14 protein-coding genes are annotated in these 15,468 nt (G+C 48.9%); 8 read left to right on the plus strand and 6 right to left on the minus strand.

Features of this window, described 5'->3' with window-relative positions:
• The first annotated feature begins 136 nt into the window (after nt 1-136).
• Genes IMCC21906_RS06875 through IMCC21906_RS06885 form a run of 3 tightly spaced genes read left to right on the plus strand, consistent with a single transcriptional unit; the run spans nt 137 to nt 2,855 of the window.
• Nucleotides 137-1,087, plus strand: coding sequence for a hypothetical protein (locus IMCC21906_RS06875; RefSeq protein ID WP_047011546.1), 951 nt, complete (start codon nt 137-139; stop codon nt 1,085-1,087).
• Between the two features lie 29 nt (nt 1,088-1,116).
• Nucleotides 1,117-2,355 carry a phosphotransferase family protein gene (locus IMCC21906_RS06880; protein ID WP_047011547.1) on the plus strand — a complete coding sequence of 413 codons (1,239 nt, stop codon included), beginning with the start codon at nt 1,117-1,119 and terminating at the stop codon, nt 2,353-2,355.
• The gene (locus IMCC21906_RS06885) at nt 2,352-2,855 is read left to right on the plus strand and encodes a hypothetical protein (RefSeq protein WP_047011548.1); all 504 of its coding nucleotides are present in this window, start codon (nt 2,352-2,354) and stop codon (nt 2,853-2,855) included. Before IMCC21906_RS06880 ends, IMCC21906_RS06885 begins: the two co-directional genes overlap by 4 nt.
• Before the next feature lie 97 nt (nt 2,856-2,952).
• Here IMCC21906_RS06885 and IMCC21906_RS06890 read toward each other — a convergent pair whose 3' ends face one another.
• Nucleotides 2,953-3,405 (minus strand): MaoC/PaaZ C-terminal domain-containing protein, encoded by a 453-nt coding sequence (locus tag IMCC21906_RS06890; RefSeq protein ID WP_047011549.1) that lies wholly within the window; start codon nt 3,403-3,405, stop codon nt 2,953-2,955.
• Between the two features lie 159 nt (nt 3,406-3,564).
• Nucleotides 3,565-4,476 (minus strand): SDR family NAD(P)-dependent oxidoreductase, encoded by a 912-nt coding sequence (locus tag IMCC21906_RS06895; RefSeq protein ID WP_047011550.1) that lies wholly within the window; start codon nt 4,474-4,476, stop codon nt 3,565-3,567.
• Nucleotides 4,477-4,766: 290 nt separating this feature from the next.
• Between IMCC21906_RS06895 and IMCC21906_RS06900 the strand changes: the two genes are divergently transcribed.
• Nucleotides 4,767-5,291: a MarR family winged helix-turn-helix transcriptional regulator gene (locus tag IMCC21906_RS06900; RefSeq protein ID WP_047011551.1), complete on the plus strand. Its 525-nt coding sequence runs from the start codon at nt 4,767-4,769 to the stop codon at nt 5,289-5,291.
• Nucleotides 5,292-5,821: 530 nt separating this feature from the next.
• Here IMCC21906_RS06900 and IMCC21906_RS06905 read toward each other — a convergent pair.
• The 4 genes from IMCC21906_RS06905 to IMCC21906_RS06920 all read right to left on the minus strand — a co-directional run bounded on the left by IMCC21906_RS06905 (nt 5,822) and on the right by IMCC21906_RS06920 (nt 11,350).
• On the minus strand, nt 5,822-7,189 hold the full coding sequence (locus IMCC21906_RS06905; RefSeq protein WP_047011552.1) for an NAD(P)(+) transhydrogenase (Re/Si-specific) subunit beta: 1,368 nt from the start codon (nt 7,187-7,189) through the stop codon (nt 5,822-5,824).
• Nucleotides 7,189-7,479: an NAD(P) transhydrogenase subunit alpha gene (locus IMCC21906_RS06910; protein ID WP_047011553.1), complete on the minus strand. Its 291-nt coding sequence runs from the start codon at nt 7,477-7,479 to the stop codon at nt 7,189-7,191. The genes IMCC21906_RS06905 and IMCC21906_RS06910 overlap by 1 nt, the downstream gene beginning before the upstream one ends.
• Before the next feature lie 9 nt (nt 7,480-7,488).
• Nucleotides 7,489-8,622, minus strand: a complete 1,134-nt coding sequence (locus IMCC21906_RS06915) for an NAD(P) transhydrogenase subunit alpha (protein ID WP_047013220.1) — start codon at nt 8,620-8,622, stop codon at nt 7,489-7,491.
• A gap of 706 nt (nt 8,623-9,328) precedes the next feature.
• Nucleotides 9,329-11,350: a PhoX family phosphatase gene (locus IMCC21906_RS06920; protein ID WP_047011554.1), complete on the minus strand. Its 2,022-nt coding sequence runs from the start codon at nt 11,348-11,350 to the stop codon at nt 9,329-9,331.
• 208 nt (nt 11,351-11,558) lie between these two features.
• Between IMCC21906_RS06920 and IMCC21906_RS06925 the strand changes: the two genes are divergently transcribed.
• The 4 genes from IMCC21906_RS06925 to IMCC21906_RS06940 all read left to right on the plus strand — a co-directional run bounded on the left by IMCC21906_RS06925 (nt 11,559) and on the right by IMCC21906_RS06940 (nt 15,315).
• Complete coding sequence (locus IMCC21906_RS06925) at nt 11,559-12,164, plus strand: hypothetical protein (RefSeq protein ID WP_047011555.1); 606 nt, start codon at nt 11,559-11,561, stop codon at nt 12,162-12,164.
• Between the two features lie 111 nt (nt 12,165-12,275).
• Entirely contained in the window at nt 12,276-14,006 is a 1,731-nt protein-coding gene (locus tag IMCC21906_RS06930; RefSeq protein WP_047011556.1) for a VWA domain-containing protein, read from the plus strand.
• Complete coding sequence (locus IMCC21906_RS06935) at nt 14,006-14,743, plus strand: hypothetical protein (RefSeq protein ID WP_047011557.1); 738 nt, start codon at nt 14,006-14,008, stop codon at nt 14,741-14,743. Before IMCC21906_RS06930 ends, IMCC21906_RS06935 begins: the two co-directional genes overlap by 1 nt.
• Nucleotides 14,740-15,315, plus strand: coding sequence for an RNA polymerase sigma factor (locus IMCC21906_RS06940; RefSeq protein WP_047011558.1), 576 nt, complete (start codon nt 14,740-14,742; stop codon nt 15,313-15,315). Before IMCC21906_RS06935 ends, IMCC21906_RS06940 begins: the two co-directional genes overlap by 4 nt.
• The last annotated feature ends 153 nt before the right edge of the window (nt 15,316-15,468 follow it).

The raw sequence follows: 15,468 nt of genomic DNA on the forward strand, positions 1-15,468 counted from the left end.
GCATTTATTTTGTTGAGTTTCGTATAATATCAAATTTATTTCGCAAATAATCAAGTTATGTCACGGCATGGCGTTTAGTATTTGTCTTGAAAACATTGTCCGTATGCTAACGAGCTAACAATAATAGGAAGATAAAATGTCTGATGATATTAAGTTAAGTAGACCTGATTTGGCGCTGGATCCTATTCATGATGATCGCCATGATTTGGCCGACAACCCTTTTTCCAGAGAGTCGATTCCCTACACGATTGTGTTGCCAGAAGAAGGTATCGCCGCCTTTACCTATACCTGGGTGAACAAGGCGGGGGAGGCCGGTGCTGCCTTAGCCATTTTTGGCCCTGGTGCTGGGGATGAACCGATCCAGCAGCGCCTGCCAGACCGCAAAGTGCCGGATGATATGAACTTTGCCAACTGGCAAATCGAAAATTTTTCCATGCGGCAGGATTTAAAATTTAAACATGCCGATGTGCGTTGGGAGACTGAGTTGGCAACGATTGAATTCAGCTTTGATGCGCTGCATCCTCCCTATGCTTACGGCTCTCATAAAGATGGCTGCCCGCAATATACGGCCATTAACCGTATTGAGCAGTCGGGCAAGACCAAAGGCAAAATCAGCTTTAAAGACCGCGTGATTGAATTTGACAGTTTTGCTCACCGAGATCATAGCTGGGGCTCCAGAGTGTGGGAGGCTTTCCATACTTACAATTGGTACGAAGGGCAGTCTGCCGATGGCAGCATTGTTGTTCACTATTGGCGGTATTTTGCGCTGGGACGAGAGAACCTGCGGGGCTATGTGGTGAAAGACGGTGTGATGGCCGAGGTGAGCGCGATACAAACAGATGTTCAATTTAATGATGATCTTTGGCACCAAAGCGTATCAACGGTGCTGACGGATGAGTTGGGTAGAAAAACCACCATCGAAGCTGCGTTTTATGCCCATCATGCGCTACCGCCTGCCGAGTCCTGTGTGTTGCGTGAAGGTGCAGCACGAGCAAGTTACGATGGTCAGGAGGGCATTGGCTGGATGGAAGTATACTGGTCTACTGAGTATTTGAACTTCTTTAAAAAGAATGGCCCGATAAAATAGCGATAGCTAAAAATAAAAAGGTAATGTTTATGCAGAGTGATTTGAATGCCGACGACCTTCGGCAGCATCCCAGTGATGCGTTTATAGAAGAGCTGCGCCGGCGATTTCCCACCGATAAAGAAGTAGATGTCGTGCTTACGCGGAAAATGCAAAACCGCGCAAAGCGCAAACAAGGCTATACGCCTGTGACCTTGGATGAGTTGGTTGCCGGTGTTTCCAAGCTTCTTGAAGCCAAAATCTCCGGCTCATTTTCGATTGCCAAGCCACGTTGGTTATCAGGTGGCGCCTCAATGCTTCAGATGGCATTTGAGCTGACATGGCAGGGTGAAAGTGGTCAGGAAGCTGAGCACGTTACACCAATGGTGCTGCGTATGAGCCCAATGGAACCCGTGGTGGAAAGCAGCTTCTTGCGCGAGGCTGAAATCGTCAAGTTTATTGCTGATTCTGGCATTATGCCTGTGGCGCCAAGCTATTGGATTGATGAAGAGGGGGTATACCTTCCTTATCCAGCCATTATTTATGGTTTTGTAACTGGGGTGGCTAAGCCAACGAATATCCCTTCTACGCAAGTGACAGGAGTTGGCCTTAACTTTGGCCCGGAACTGCGTGAAAAGCTAGCTCCACAGGTTGTTGAGCATATTGCTAAGCTGCATGCCTTTGATGCCAGTGCCGTGGACTTACCCGGTTTCGATAAAATCACGGCTGGAAGTAATGATAGTGTTATTAAAGAAATTAACTGGTGGCACCGAGTATGGGAAGAAGACCGGGGCGAAGATGAACCCTTGATACAGATTGCCGCAAACTGGCTGAAACGCAATGCGCCGGTGGTGGATCATGTGTCGATTATTCATAACGACATGCGTAGCGGAAATTTTCTTTTTGATGAAAGCAAAGCTGAAGTTACTGCTTGGTTAGACTGGGAATTAGTTACCCTGGGAGATCGCCACCAGGATCTTGGCTGGCTGACGGCCCACCAGTTTGGCCATTTTGCCGAAGATGGCAAAACCTTTTTGGCCAGCGGTCTTATGCCTAAAGATGAGATGCTCGCTGCCTACGAAAAGGCGACGGGCTTGCCTGTTGACCCGGTGCGGATGAAATACTACGACGTGATGAATACCTGGAAGGCGGCCATTATTGTGATGGGAACGGGTTATCGTGTCGCCAATGGAGGTAAGAGCCATCAGGATATCGTGGTGAGTTGGTTATCTGCGATTGGCTACCTCTTGCTGGCCGGGTTGACGCAAACTTTAAAGGAGGCCAAGGCATGATTCCCGATATTCAGCTTCAACTTAAAGCAGCTGTTAAGTCTTTGAAAGATAATGTACTGCCTGCTATTGATAGTGACAACGAGCTAGCGCAGCAACAAATGCAGCTGTCTATGGCGACAATTGAGATTGCATTGGCTAATTTGCCAAGTTTGCATGGCGTGTTACGCAAAGATATTGAGCAGCATGCGGGGATGGCTAAAGATATGGCTAACTTGCTTGAAGCCGGTGAGAGCAAGCAACAATTGACTGAGTTAATTGAGCAGGCTGATAGCGTTTTAGCGAACCCTGAATTGGGGATGACACAGCTGCAGCTTGAAGCACGGGCTATACGCAGCAGGATTGGTGATGTAATTACGGCCAATCTTGATGAGCCCGCCTTGGATGATATTGTTCTGCAGCACTCGGAAGCGAGCTTGGCTTTGGGGCGTGCCTTGAACAAGCCGATGGGCTTTGAGCCCTCGCCAGACGATGTTGCTGATGTGGCAAGCTTGTTGAGCTAAAAACCGTATTTTGGATTTAACCCCGGATATACCCCATTCGGGTCTTTTGGGCCGCTGCGGCTTTGGTTGCAGTGGCCTTTTTTATTGGCAACGGTGCTTATTTACGCTTCCCTCTTCTGTTAATCAGCAATGTAAGACGGTAGCTCATCACTGGTTGTTCAAGCTGGTTATATGCCGCAAACGCAAAGGTCACAATCCCTTGGTGGGGACGGCTGCGGGATTCTTTAACATCAAAAATACTGAGTTTTAAGGTGAGTTTGTCGCCACCGAAGACCGGTCGCGGAGTGCGCATTTCATCTACCCCAAATCCGGCAACCATCGCAATATTATAAAAACCGTTGGCGTGGGCCAGCTTGTTGGTAATGGCTTGAGTGTGGAGGGCAGAGGCAAAGATTTTGCCTATTTCGGTTTTGGCTGCTGCTTGGGAATCAATATGAAACGCTTGAGGATCCCATTCGCGAGCATAATCAATAATCTCTTGTTCGGTAATGGTGTAGATCGCGTCGCCGATAAAAGTTTGGCCTGTTTTAAAATCTTCAAAGTACTTCATTCTCTTTGACCTGTGTATGCCGCCGGGTCGGGCTATTGAGTAGCGTTGTTAGCACCTGACTTTATAGAGTCCGACACTGTTGCTTCACATGATTGTGAGGGGCGATTTAGGCAAAAAAAAGCCGACCCGGGGGTCGGCAAAAAAACGGCTTGGAGATGTTTAAACTGGATCCCAGGTGAACACGTCCATAGAGCGGTCCAGATCGTAGAAATCGTCTTTAAACATGGGAAACACTCTTTCTACAATAGCTTCTGCCGAGATACCGTCTGCATCGCCGATATGGGCAGTGCGTACTGGGCGAGGCTGGCTGAAAAAGTACACTTCATTAGCACGAGCACCAAAGATTTGACCAGTGATATGAGATGCTGAGTCAGACAGCAGTGCAGCAACCAGTGGTGCAACCTTGCGGGGCTCCATGCGCTCGATAATTTTCCAGCGGGCTTTTTCTTCTTCGGTCTCTTTTGGGATGCCGTTCATGACCATAGGGGTCATGGCGAAGGGGGCTATACAGTTAGAACGAACACCAAAACGCTGCATATCCAATGCGATGGATTTGGATAAGCCAACCACGCCCATTTTGCTGGCAGAATAATTAGATTGGCCGAAGTTGCCGACCAAGCCTGATGATGACGTCATGTGAACAATAGAACCGCTGCCTTGTTCTTTTAAATAAGGTGCAGCAACCCGAGCCGTATTAAAACAGCCTTTCAGGTTAACGTTAATCACCTGATCCCATTCTTCTTCAGACATTTTGTGAAAAATGCGATCGCGGAGAATGCCAGCGTTGTTCACAATGCCGTCAACTTTGCCCCAGGTATCCATGGCGGCTTGAATCAGTTTTTCGGCACCGGACCAGTCTGCAATATTGTCTTTGGAGACAATGGCTTCGCCACCGTTTTCTTTGATAGCCGCAACAACGCCATCTGCAGTGCTGTTGCCTTGCTCATCTTTGCCAAGGTCGTTGACGACAACTTTTGCGCCTTTTTCTGCGCAGTAGTGGGCGATGCATTCACCGACACCGCGTCCAGAACCGGTCACGATGATAACTTTGTCTTCTAGAAGGGTGGACATCAAGCATTCTCCGTTGATTGTGTGACGAGATAAAAACGGCGGTTTGAAATGCCAGGAATTTATCTTACCTATCTAATAGTAACGAAGCATACGATAAGTAGTGATCGTCTGTCCAGACGTCTTTGCGGCTGTATTGATTTTCTGGTTCATGTAGATAAATCCGCTGTATTTCCTATTAAGATGGCGCAACGAGAGCTGTTCAAGTGTGCTTAATTTACAGGGAAAGTGCTGGATAAAAAATGGTATCCTTGCGTATAATAAAGCATTGAAAATAGAGCGAAATAACTCAAATGATCGATAAGTCATCTTCATCTTCCCGCAGCAAGAAAGATGAAAACAAGCGTCATCTTCGCGTGGGTTTTTTGATCCACGATGTTTCAAGGCTACGGCGCACTGTTTATGACCAGCATCTTAAGCCTCTTGGCATCACTCGTTCACAATGGTGGGTGCTGAGTAATTTGTCCCGCCACGACGGTGAAGGCTATATGCAGGTGGAATTAGCGCGCTTGTTGGATGTGGGCAAGGTGACGTTAGGCGGTTTGATTGATCGTCTAGAAGATAGCGGTTTTGTTATTCGAGTGCCTGACAAGCATGATCGTCGCTCTAAGAGAGTGCTGATTTCGCCAAAGGGCGCTGAGGTATTAAAGCAAATCGAGTCGGTTTCCCGTCGTTTAAATGAAGAAATTCTTAAAGGCATCGAAGAAGACGACGAAGAAAAATTTGCTGATTTGCTGGCGATGATGAAATCGAACCTGATTGAAATGGAAACGCTGCCTATTTCTGGTGCTGCCAATAAGAAAACCCCAGAAAAATAGAGTTTATCCGGTATTGGTTAATACAACGTTTATGTGCTGATGAGGGCTGCCATTGAGCAGCCTTTTTTTATTGGTCATTGAAAACCGCATCCTGAGGATGTGCTCCTCTATGCTCAGTTCTCTTGCGTAAGTAAGGGCTGTTCAAGCGTAACCTTGCTCCCTCTCTTCAACAATAGAAAAGTGCATGCGCAAAATTAAAACGATGTCGTGTGTATTGCGACATTGTCAAAATCATATCGTTTGGATGCCAGAAATATTGCTATCGAGTATTAACTGGGAATATGTGCCGAGTGGAGACATGGTTTGGTGTTGATGCGGACGGAGTGGATTCAGAGGTGGTGTGCAAGTACCTAAGGCAGCAGCAGAATCAAGAAGCTAAAGCAGACTTGGATTTGTTGCAGCAGTAATATCGAAGTGAGTTTGCTGAGGGGGTTTTTCTGGGGGATAAGATTGCCCCCTTTTTTGGGGGCTTGGCAATGCCGCGTTCTATTATAGAACGCGGCTATTTATTGCCTATGCAGCAGTAGTGATCAAGAGAAAGCCTTGATGATATTGCTGAGCATTTCTTTTGCATCACCGAACAGCATCCGCGTGTTGTCTTTAAAGAACAGCGGGTTGTCGATACCGGCAAAGCCAGAAGCCATAGAGCGTTTTAGTACAAATACATTGCGCGCCATGTCTACGTTGATCACGGGCATGCCGTAGATCGGGCTGCCTTCCATTTCGCGAGCGGCAGGGTTAACAACGTCGTTGGCGCCGATAACGATCGCCACGTCGAAGGTATCCATCCGTGGGTTGACGGCGTCCATTTCCAGCAATAGGTCGTAGGACACATCCGCTTCAGCCAGTAGCACGTTCATATGGCCAGGCATACGACCCGCAACCGGGTGGATGGCGTAAACGACTTCTGCGCCATTTTTTTCCAGAATTTCCTGAAGCTCTTTTACAACGTGCTGGGCCTGGGCGACGGCCATACCGTAACCGGGCACAATCACTACGCTAGTGGCTGCTTCCAATACATAGTAAGCATCGTCGGCGGACATGGGTTTAGCTTCGCCTTCGATTTTTTCGGCAGGACCACCGGCTGCGACAGCGCTGAAGCCGCTGAACAACACATTGCTCAAGGAGCGGTTCATTGCCTTACACATGATTTGGGTCAGGATGATACCTGAGGCACCCACCAATGCACCGGCAACAATCAAGATGATGTTGTTGATGGCAAAACCGGCGGCACAGGCAGCCAGACCGGAGTAGCTGTTAAGCAGAGAGATAACCACTGGCATATCGGCGCCGCCAATGGGAATAACCAGCATAATACCCAGTACAAAAGACAGTGCGATCACAATATAAAGATACGCGCTAACTTCAGGGGAAATAGCGAACAGCACCGAGCACACGATAATGGCGATGATCAGGGCGATATTGAAAAACCGCTGACCCACAAAGACCAGAGGCCGACCGGGCATTTTCTCGCTCAGCTTGCCATAAGCAATCAAAGAGCCTGTAAAGGTCACGCCACCAATCAAGATCGATAAGATAATCGTGATCAGTTCAAAGGTGTTTGCTTCAAAACCATAAAGAGCAGCCCAGCCAACCAGCAGGCTGGCGATACCGCCAGTGCCGTTGAATAGTGCGACCATTTCAGGCATGGAGGTCATTGCCACCGAGCGAGCAACAACAGCACCGATAATGCCGCCAAGTACAATGCCTAGAGCAATGAATTTGTAGTCAATGATGCTGTGGTGTAGCAATGTGACCACAACAGCCACAAACATACCCAGTGCAGAGACGAGGTTACCTTTTCGTGCTGTGGCAGGGGAGCCCAGCATTTTGAGGCCGAAGATAAACAGTACGGCCGATGCCACATAGGACATGTTGACCAGAAGATCGATACCCATTACTTAGATGCTCCCTCTTTTTTCTTGAACATGGCCAGCATGCGATCAGTCACCATATAGCCACCAATAACGTTGATAGTGGCCATGGTAACGGCGATCGTGCCGAGTACGGTTGCCAGCACAGTGTGCTCGGCGCCCGCAGAGGTAAGTGCACCTACCAGAGTGATACCAGAGATGGCGTTAGAGCCTGACATCAATGGTGTATGCAAGGTGGCTGGCACCTTGTTAATCAGTTCGAAGCCCAAAAATATGGACAGCATCAGGATGAAGGCCAGAAAAACAATATCCATCTTCGTCTCCTAGTTAATTAGATTTTTGATGGTTTCATTTACGATCTCGCCGCCATGGGTAATGACACAGCCCTGCAGGATATCGTTCTCGAAGTCGACGATCATGGCTTTTTGCTCACCATCCCAGCCTTCATCCACCAAGTTAAAGAGGTTTGCAGAATACATCTGGCTAGCATCCCGGGCCACGTAGTTCGCCCAGTTGCCATTACCAATAATGGTCACGCCATCAACATCTACGGTCTCGCCTGCAACAGAGCCTTCGACGTTACCGCCAGTTTCTGCTGCCATATCGACAATCACGCTACCGGGCTGCATGCCTGCAACCATGTCTTTTGTCACCAGCACTGGCGGCTTACGGCCAAATACTTGTGCGGTTGTGATGACAATGTCAGATTCAGCGATTTGTTTCTTTTGGCCTTCCAGCTGTAATTGGCGCTGCTCTTCAGTCAGCTCCATGGCGTAGCCATCCTTGGTCTGGCCGGTTTCGCCCAAATCAATTTCCAAAAACTTACCGCCCAGTGAGCGAACTTGTTCAGCGACAACTGAGCGCGTATCGAAGGCAACGACTTTCGCACCCATGCGCTTGGCGGTAGCAATAGCCTGCAGGCCTGCCACACCGGCACCGATAATAAACACGGTAGCGGGCTTCAGTGTTCCAGCAGGGGTCATCATCATGGGCAGAATGCGTGGCAATTTTGTGGTTGCCAGCAACACCATGACATAACCTGCCAGCGAGGCCTGAGAGCTCAGCGCATCCATTTTTTGGCTGCGAGTAGAGCGAGGGATCATCTCCATGCTGATAGCGGTAACGCCTTGATCGCGAAACGCTTTGATCAAGCCATGCTCATTGAAAGGGTCGAGGTAGCTGACGTGAATCGCGCCTTTCTTGAGTTTGCTGATTTCATCTTCGCTGGGTTTGGTGATTCGAAGGATGATATCTGCTGAGCCTAGAATGCTGTCGCGACTCTCGCCTATCGTGACGCCAGCTTCTTTATATTCTTCGTCACTGAAACCCGAGCCGGCGCCAAGGCCTGCCTCAATTTGAATCTCAGCGCCAGCTCTAATGAGCTTCTTGGCGTCCGAGGGGATGATCGCGACGCGATTTTCCCCTGCAGCGAGTTCTTTGGGAATTCCTATGAGCATTTTTAATGATCCGTTGTTGTTAAAAATGTGCAGTGACTGCGGTATTTTCATCTAACTCGGTACTGCGATTTCAAGCAATTCGGATAAACCGCCCCCATTGCTGTGATCGCCGATGCTAGTTGAAACTGACCGCTTAGCCTCCAGTCAAAGCCGCGTAGGATAGTACATTACGCTCAAATAAGCGACATTTCTTGCTGATATTGTCGCCGTGAGAGGACTGAGAAACCCCTTATAAATTAGGGTGATAGCGTCTATATCTGCTGCTTATGGCGGGGTTGTGTGGCAGTCAATATCGACCTTAGACTACTGTTAAACATAGTAATTTTGTTGTTATTGCTTTTACCTTTAGTGCTTAATTTGGGCGTCTAGCCCTGATATAGATTGCCAGCTTTTAAGGAGCCGCTTCCACGCTGAGAGAACAGAAAATCCTGTTTCAAAATGCCATTAATTTGCTCTTTTAGTGCTCTCTGGTAGCAGTAGTAGCCCTCCGTTATATAAAGAGGGGTTAAAGTTACGTCAAGTGTTGACTGAATGCTTATGAAGCCAGCCGAGGACGGTGTTTCTACCTTGGGTCAGGGGGGACGGCCGTTGGGCTTATTTGTGGTAAGTTCGCTTATTTCAGGACGGGACAGAGCAATAAAAAAGGCGACCCAAAGGCCGCCCCAGTCATTCTTATTGTTATTTGGCTGTTATCTGTTGATTGTTTTTAGATGCCGACTTCACCGCCGTCATCTTTTGTAATAACAACGGTGGCTGCTCGAGGGCGTATTTCCGTTCCAGTGGGGGTTTCTTCCGCGGCATTAGCACTGAATGGCCAGTTGCCTGGGTGCTGGATATTGGCGAAGAAGTTTTTATGGTCTGGCGTAAACGCAAGGCCAGTGACTTCACAACCGTTGGGGCCCACAAAGAAGCGGCGCAGCTCCATTTGGTTTTCGGCGGTTACCACGTCCAGGTTGTTGTTTTCGTCTACCAATTTGGAGGGTATTACCGCCAACATCTGATCGTTGGTATATTCTTCGACTTCGTCGGCACCGTTATCGGTTTGAACCCACAAAATACCGCGCCTGTCAAAAACCAAGCCATCGGGGCTGGCAAATTGATTCGACTCAGTCAGGCCGGAGCGGTTAACCGAGGCGGGACTGGCATCATCAGAACCAAATACAAAGATATCCCAATCAAAGCTGGTTGCGTCACTGCCTTCCATCCAGCGAATGATGTGACCAAAAGCGTTGTTTAAGCGGGGGTTGGCCGGGTTGGTTTCATTTTCACGGTCTGTGTTGTTAGTCAGGGCTAAATACACGACACCATTTTTAGGATCGACGGCAATCCATTCGGGGCGGTCCATTGGGGTTGCACCCACCATGTCAGCGGCACGAATGGTATCCAGAATCAGGGCTTCTTGGGTGGCGAAGGTATCGCCCAGAGTGCCACCATCCGTAGTTGCAGTGCTGCTTTCCAGTGGAAGCCAGCTACCCACACCACCTTCACTGAATTTAGCCACGTATAAGGTGCCTTCATTTAAATATTTATCGCCCACGGCTAAACGGTCACTGGGGTTGGCGTCGGCGGCATCCCATACTGCTGTCGAGACGAACTTATACAAGTATTCAAAGCGACCATCGTGGCCAGAGTAGAAGGTGACAGGTTGGCCTGCGACCAACTTACCGTAGACCACGCTCTCGTGACGGAAACGGCCAAGGGCGGTGCGCTTAACTGCACGGGATTCAGCCGTGTATGGGTCAATTTCTACCACATAGCCGTGACCGTGGGTCTCATTGCGGTAGTCACCGGCGGCAGTTTCTGCACTGGGTGTGGCATCAAAACGGCTAAATTCGTCATCCACTTCGGCAATATTGCCAGCTAGTGTTTCCCACGCGTATCGGGTGCCCTCATCCTCAATACCAACTCGGTCATCTCCTGTACTGCGTCCACTTGCTTTTGTGAAGTAACCGGGCCAGTTTTCTTCACAGGTCAGGAAGGTCCCCCAAGGCGACTCACCGCTACCGCAGTTATTTAAGGTACCGCGTGCGACATTGCCGTTTGGTGCATATTTGGTAATAAGAAATTCCGAGCCAGCCAACGGCCCGGCAACGTCCATTTCGGTCGCGCCAGTGTAGCGACGGTTTAGCGGGTCGTTCTCAACCACGCTCCAAGTCCCGTTGGCTTTTTGTACCCGCACCACGCTAACACCGTGAGCGTTGATCTCTTTACGAACCTCATCAACAACGGTGCGCATGTCGTCGATTGCAGTAGGACCATTCGGGTGTAGAGCTGTTGCGTCAATATATTCATGGTTAATACATAGTAAACCGTCGGTGGTGCTGTCATTGATGGGGAAAAAGCTCATGCCATCGTGGTGCATGCCCACGGCATTAGCCTGATCTTCAGCGGTATTGCTGCCATCATCTTTCCAGGTGTTAGCGCTGCTATTGAGAGGGGTGCCCCAGGGTGCGAGAACTTGTGCAGAGTAGCCTTGGGGGATGGCAACGGCATTAGTTCTTGAACCCGCGATAGATTCAAAACCCAGTGTTGTTTCTGAGTTGCCACCATTGTTGTCATCATCATCGGAGCAGCCGAAGAGGCCAACACCGCTAAACATCGTCAATGCGGCCATGCCGGCGCTGGATTTTAAAACCCGGCGACGAGAAATCTCTTTATCCAGAACGCGTGAAAAAGGCTCGTTACTGCTGTGGTTGTAGCGAGTGGGGTCAAAGGTTGCTTCGCTCATTTTGTTTGTCTCTCCAATACTACATAGTTATAGAATGTCGACGACAGAGCTTAATGATGCCAAGTAATGCTTTGGTGACAGCAGGGTTTCACTTCCATTAAAGTTAAGCGGTGTAGCCACTGAAAAGGGGTAAAGTGAAATATTGGTGTCATGTATGTGCTGTTCTATATATTAAAAATATCCTGTAGAGATGAGGGGCAAAGTGTTGATGATACGAGAGGGATGCTTAATAAAAACGGCTTTTTTAGCGGGGCTATTTCTATTGCTAGCAGCATGTGCCAGTCGGGAGTCCATTGAATATTCACCGGGGTTCAGCTTTGCTGATTACCGCTATGTGGTGATTGAGCGGGGTAAAAACAGTGGCGTTTATGGTTTGGACTTAAAGCTGGTGGACGCCTTCAACAGCAATCAATTACAGGTGGTTGGTGATAAAGAAGTGCGAAACCTGCCCTATGCAGACCAAAAGCGAACCCTTGGAGCGCAGTTGAGTGTTGATGGTAATGATGATCGAGTGTTGCTGGGATTGTCTTTGCAAAACTTTTTAACTGGCCGCGTGATCGCGACAATTGGTTGGGCAGATGACGGCGATTTGTTTGATAAGTCGGATCGCAATAAGGCCTTTGCCAAACTGCTTGAAGAATTGAGCGCGGCCATTCGTAAAGATCGACAACCATTGCCTGGAGCTGGAACAGCGAAAGGGGTAGCCCCCAAGCCGGCAGCTAAGCCAGTGCCCGCTGAGGCCCCCGCTTCCAGCGTTCATCGTGAAAGTCCTGAAGATAGACCCTATACCTTAAAGCCTGATTTTTCTGAATGAGGCGTTTGCAATAGCAAGCTAAGGCTGTCAGGAAAGAAATTTAATCATTATCCTGACAGTTCGGCTTTTGCTGTCGTCTATCCAGTGAACCCTCATCACTGGAGCATTACCATGAACAAACTTCTTACAAGTCCTGTTTTGGCCCTGGGCCTGGCTTTAGCTGTTTCTGCGTGTCAGCCAATGCAGGATGATGTCAGTCAGGAAGGCCGGCAGGAAAGTGGACAAGCGGCAGCGTTACGGCAGGCCGAACATGTCAGCTCTATGGCTGATGAGTCCTACAGTCAGCCTCGTTTATCAGCAAGCGTTAGCCCACAATCTAAAATGGCGATGGGCTATGCTCAAACACGGAACATGGCGCCACAAATTGCTCCTGTGCCAAGCAGTAACCGCTACGAAACCCGTTTTGAGGAGGGCTACTTAGACCCCCAGCTATCTCCTCTGTCCACCTTTGCATTGGATGTGGATACGGCCTCATACAGCAATTTACGACGGTATATTAATGCGGGCCGTTTGCCGCCAACAGACGCAGTGCGTATTGAGGAGCTGCTAAATTATTTTGATTATCAAACCACGGTGTCGGATGACGGCCAACCGGTCAGCATTTATTCTGAGTTGGGCGTTGCTCCTTGGGATAAAAGCAAGCAGCTTGCCTTGGTACAGCTGAGTGCAAAAGAGTTATCGGCTAATGAAAATCGGCCTAACCGTCTGGTGTTTTTAATCGATACCTCGGGGTCAATGCAGGGGCCAGATCGTTTACCGTTGTTGAAAAAAGCGTTTCAGGGGCTAGTGGAAAACCTTGGAAAAAATGATCGGGTGGCCATTGTGACTTACGCTGGTAGCGCCGGTGTGGCTTTGCCAAGTGTCAATGGTGGCGAAAAAGACAAAATTTATCAGGCCTTGCAGTCTCTTCGTCCTGCGGGATCTACGGCGGGTGCCGCAGGGATCGAGCAAGCCTATCAAATTGCGCGGAGTCAGTTTGATGACGATGCTAATAACCGGGTGATACTGGCGACTGACGGCGATTTTAATGTGGGGCAGCGCAGCAGCACTGATTTGGTTAAGCTAATAGAGACCCAGAGAGACATGGGAATCTTTCTCACGATTTTAGGTTTTGGCCAAGGGAACCTAGGGGACGGACCTATGAACCGAATGGCCCAGCATGGCGATGGTAACTATTATTACATCGACAGTGAACTGGAGGCCCGTCGAGTGCTGGTAGATAAACTTCAACGCAGCTTGGTAACCGTGGCGAAGGATGTGAAGCTACAAGTGGAGTTTAATCCCGCTCAGGTCGCAAAATACCGCTTGCTAGGATATGAAACCCGACGGATGGCAGCAGAAGATTTTAAAGACGATAAAAAAGATGCAGGGGAGCTTGGTGCGGGCCAAGTGGTAACGGCTATCTATGAAATTGAACCTCGATACGCGACGGACAAAAATGACATTGAGCTCCGTTATCAGCAGCGCCAGGGTAAAACGTCAAACCGAGATGAGCTTATGTTGATTAAATTGAGATATCGCAGTCCTGCTGGCGGCCCCGCAAAAGAAATTGCGCAGGCATTGAATACGCATCAAAGTAAGGCGTCTTCAAGAAATTTTCAGTGGGCTGCCGCGGTAGCGGAGTTTGGTTTATTAATGAGTGACTCGGATTATCGCGGTAACGCCAGTTTTACATCACTCGTGAGTCGGACAGAGTCACTTGCCCAGCAAGGCAATAATATTGAACGGGAGTTTGTGAGTTTAGCCAGATTGGCGTCACTCATTAAAAACAAAACTAAGATAGAGCAAAATCAAGACGCATCCATGAAACACGATTTATCTATGAATGGAGCGTATCGCTAATGGCCGATGCCATTGATGGGTGGTTAGATGAGCTTGCCGGGCGACAGCCCGGTGATGCCATGACGGCGGCACTGCGACAACATTTGCTAGAGCAGCAACCGCAAAATAACGATATTGCCTTTCAGAAGCTGCTCACGCGTCTTGATGCCGAAGGTTTGCTGAAGGACGACACGCCGAAAGCGTCAGGCTTGTCGGAGCGTAAAAAATGGTCGGCGCCCCTCGCTGCTGCGGCCAGTGTTTTGCTACTGGTCAGTGTGTTGTTACCCCTTGTTTTAAAAGAGAACGCACCATTGTCATCGGCAAGTTACAGAGAGCTTCCTGCAACGGTGATGCAGAAATCCGCCGCCCCAGACGCCTTGCTACGCGATTCGATGCCAGAGAGCGCCAAGCCTGTAATGTCTGCACCGGGTTTTCAAGCGCAGCGTCAAATAATGGCAGAAACGAAGAGCGAAGCAGCGTCTTCGATTTGCCGTCGTCAAGGCACTTCGGAGCAGGCCGAATTACAAATAGTCGCCTTAAACCTAGATGAAGTAAGGCAGCTTTATGCTGAGTTAGCTGGCATTAACGGCTTAATGTTCCACTATGAATCAGCAAATCGTACGACACGAATAGAATTTACCTCTGCGACTCAACGTCAGCGTTTCAAGCTCATGTTAATGAGTTTTGCTGATGGCGATTGTGACCTCTCGGGCATCAAGGTATTGCATTTATCCTTGCCTATTGGGGAGGTTCAATGACGACAGCAGCGATAGATGAAGCGGCATTGCTTAAGCAAATAGCAATGGGGGGCCATGATGCCCGTGAGGCGTTAAAGCCGCTCTATCATTATTATGCGCCGAGGTTTAGGGCGTTCTATCTACGAAGGGGTTTAGCTCATGCCGATGCGGATGAGTTGTGTCAGGAAGCCTTTATAAAAATTGCGCGTAGCACTGGGGCGGCGGGAATAATTCGTTCACCTCGAGCATGGTTGTGGCGTGTGGCGCGGTCGGTAATGTTGGATTTTTTTAAACGTTCCAATGTTGAACAAAGCGTTGATGATTGGTCTGAGCTGGTTGAGCCGGAAGACCAGCAAGCTCGATTTGATGAGCAATTAGGACTTAAGCGCTGTGTTGAAAAACAATTTGCTGAATTCTCCCGTCGTCATACAGAAGGTTCGCAAGTGGTGTCTTGGGCGGTGGTGGAGGGTTTTACGGCCGTAGAGATTGCGGAACTCATTGGTCGCAGTCACGGCGCAACCCGGGAGTTTCTTTCGCAAATGAAAAAGCATCTCCGTGCTTTGCTACGTGTTTGCGATGACTATCTTCGTTAAATGTACCTAAGTAATACCTTTATATAGCGTTTGTGCGCTCTCGCAAGGTAAGTGTTTAGCGGCATCGATACACTTCTGTCATTGAGTTCAGAGTGTCTCTTTGAATTCGTCAAAAAAATAAACTAGAGCGAGTTCCCAGAACGGCTCATCAAG

This window comes from Spongiibacter sp. IMCC21906 (genome assembly GCF_001010805.1).
Classification (GTDB): domain Bacteria; phylum Pseudomonadota; class Gammaproteobacteria; order Pseudomonadales; family Spongiibacteraceae; genus Spongiibacter.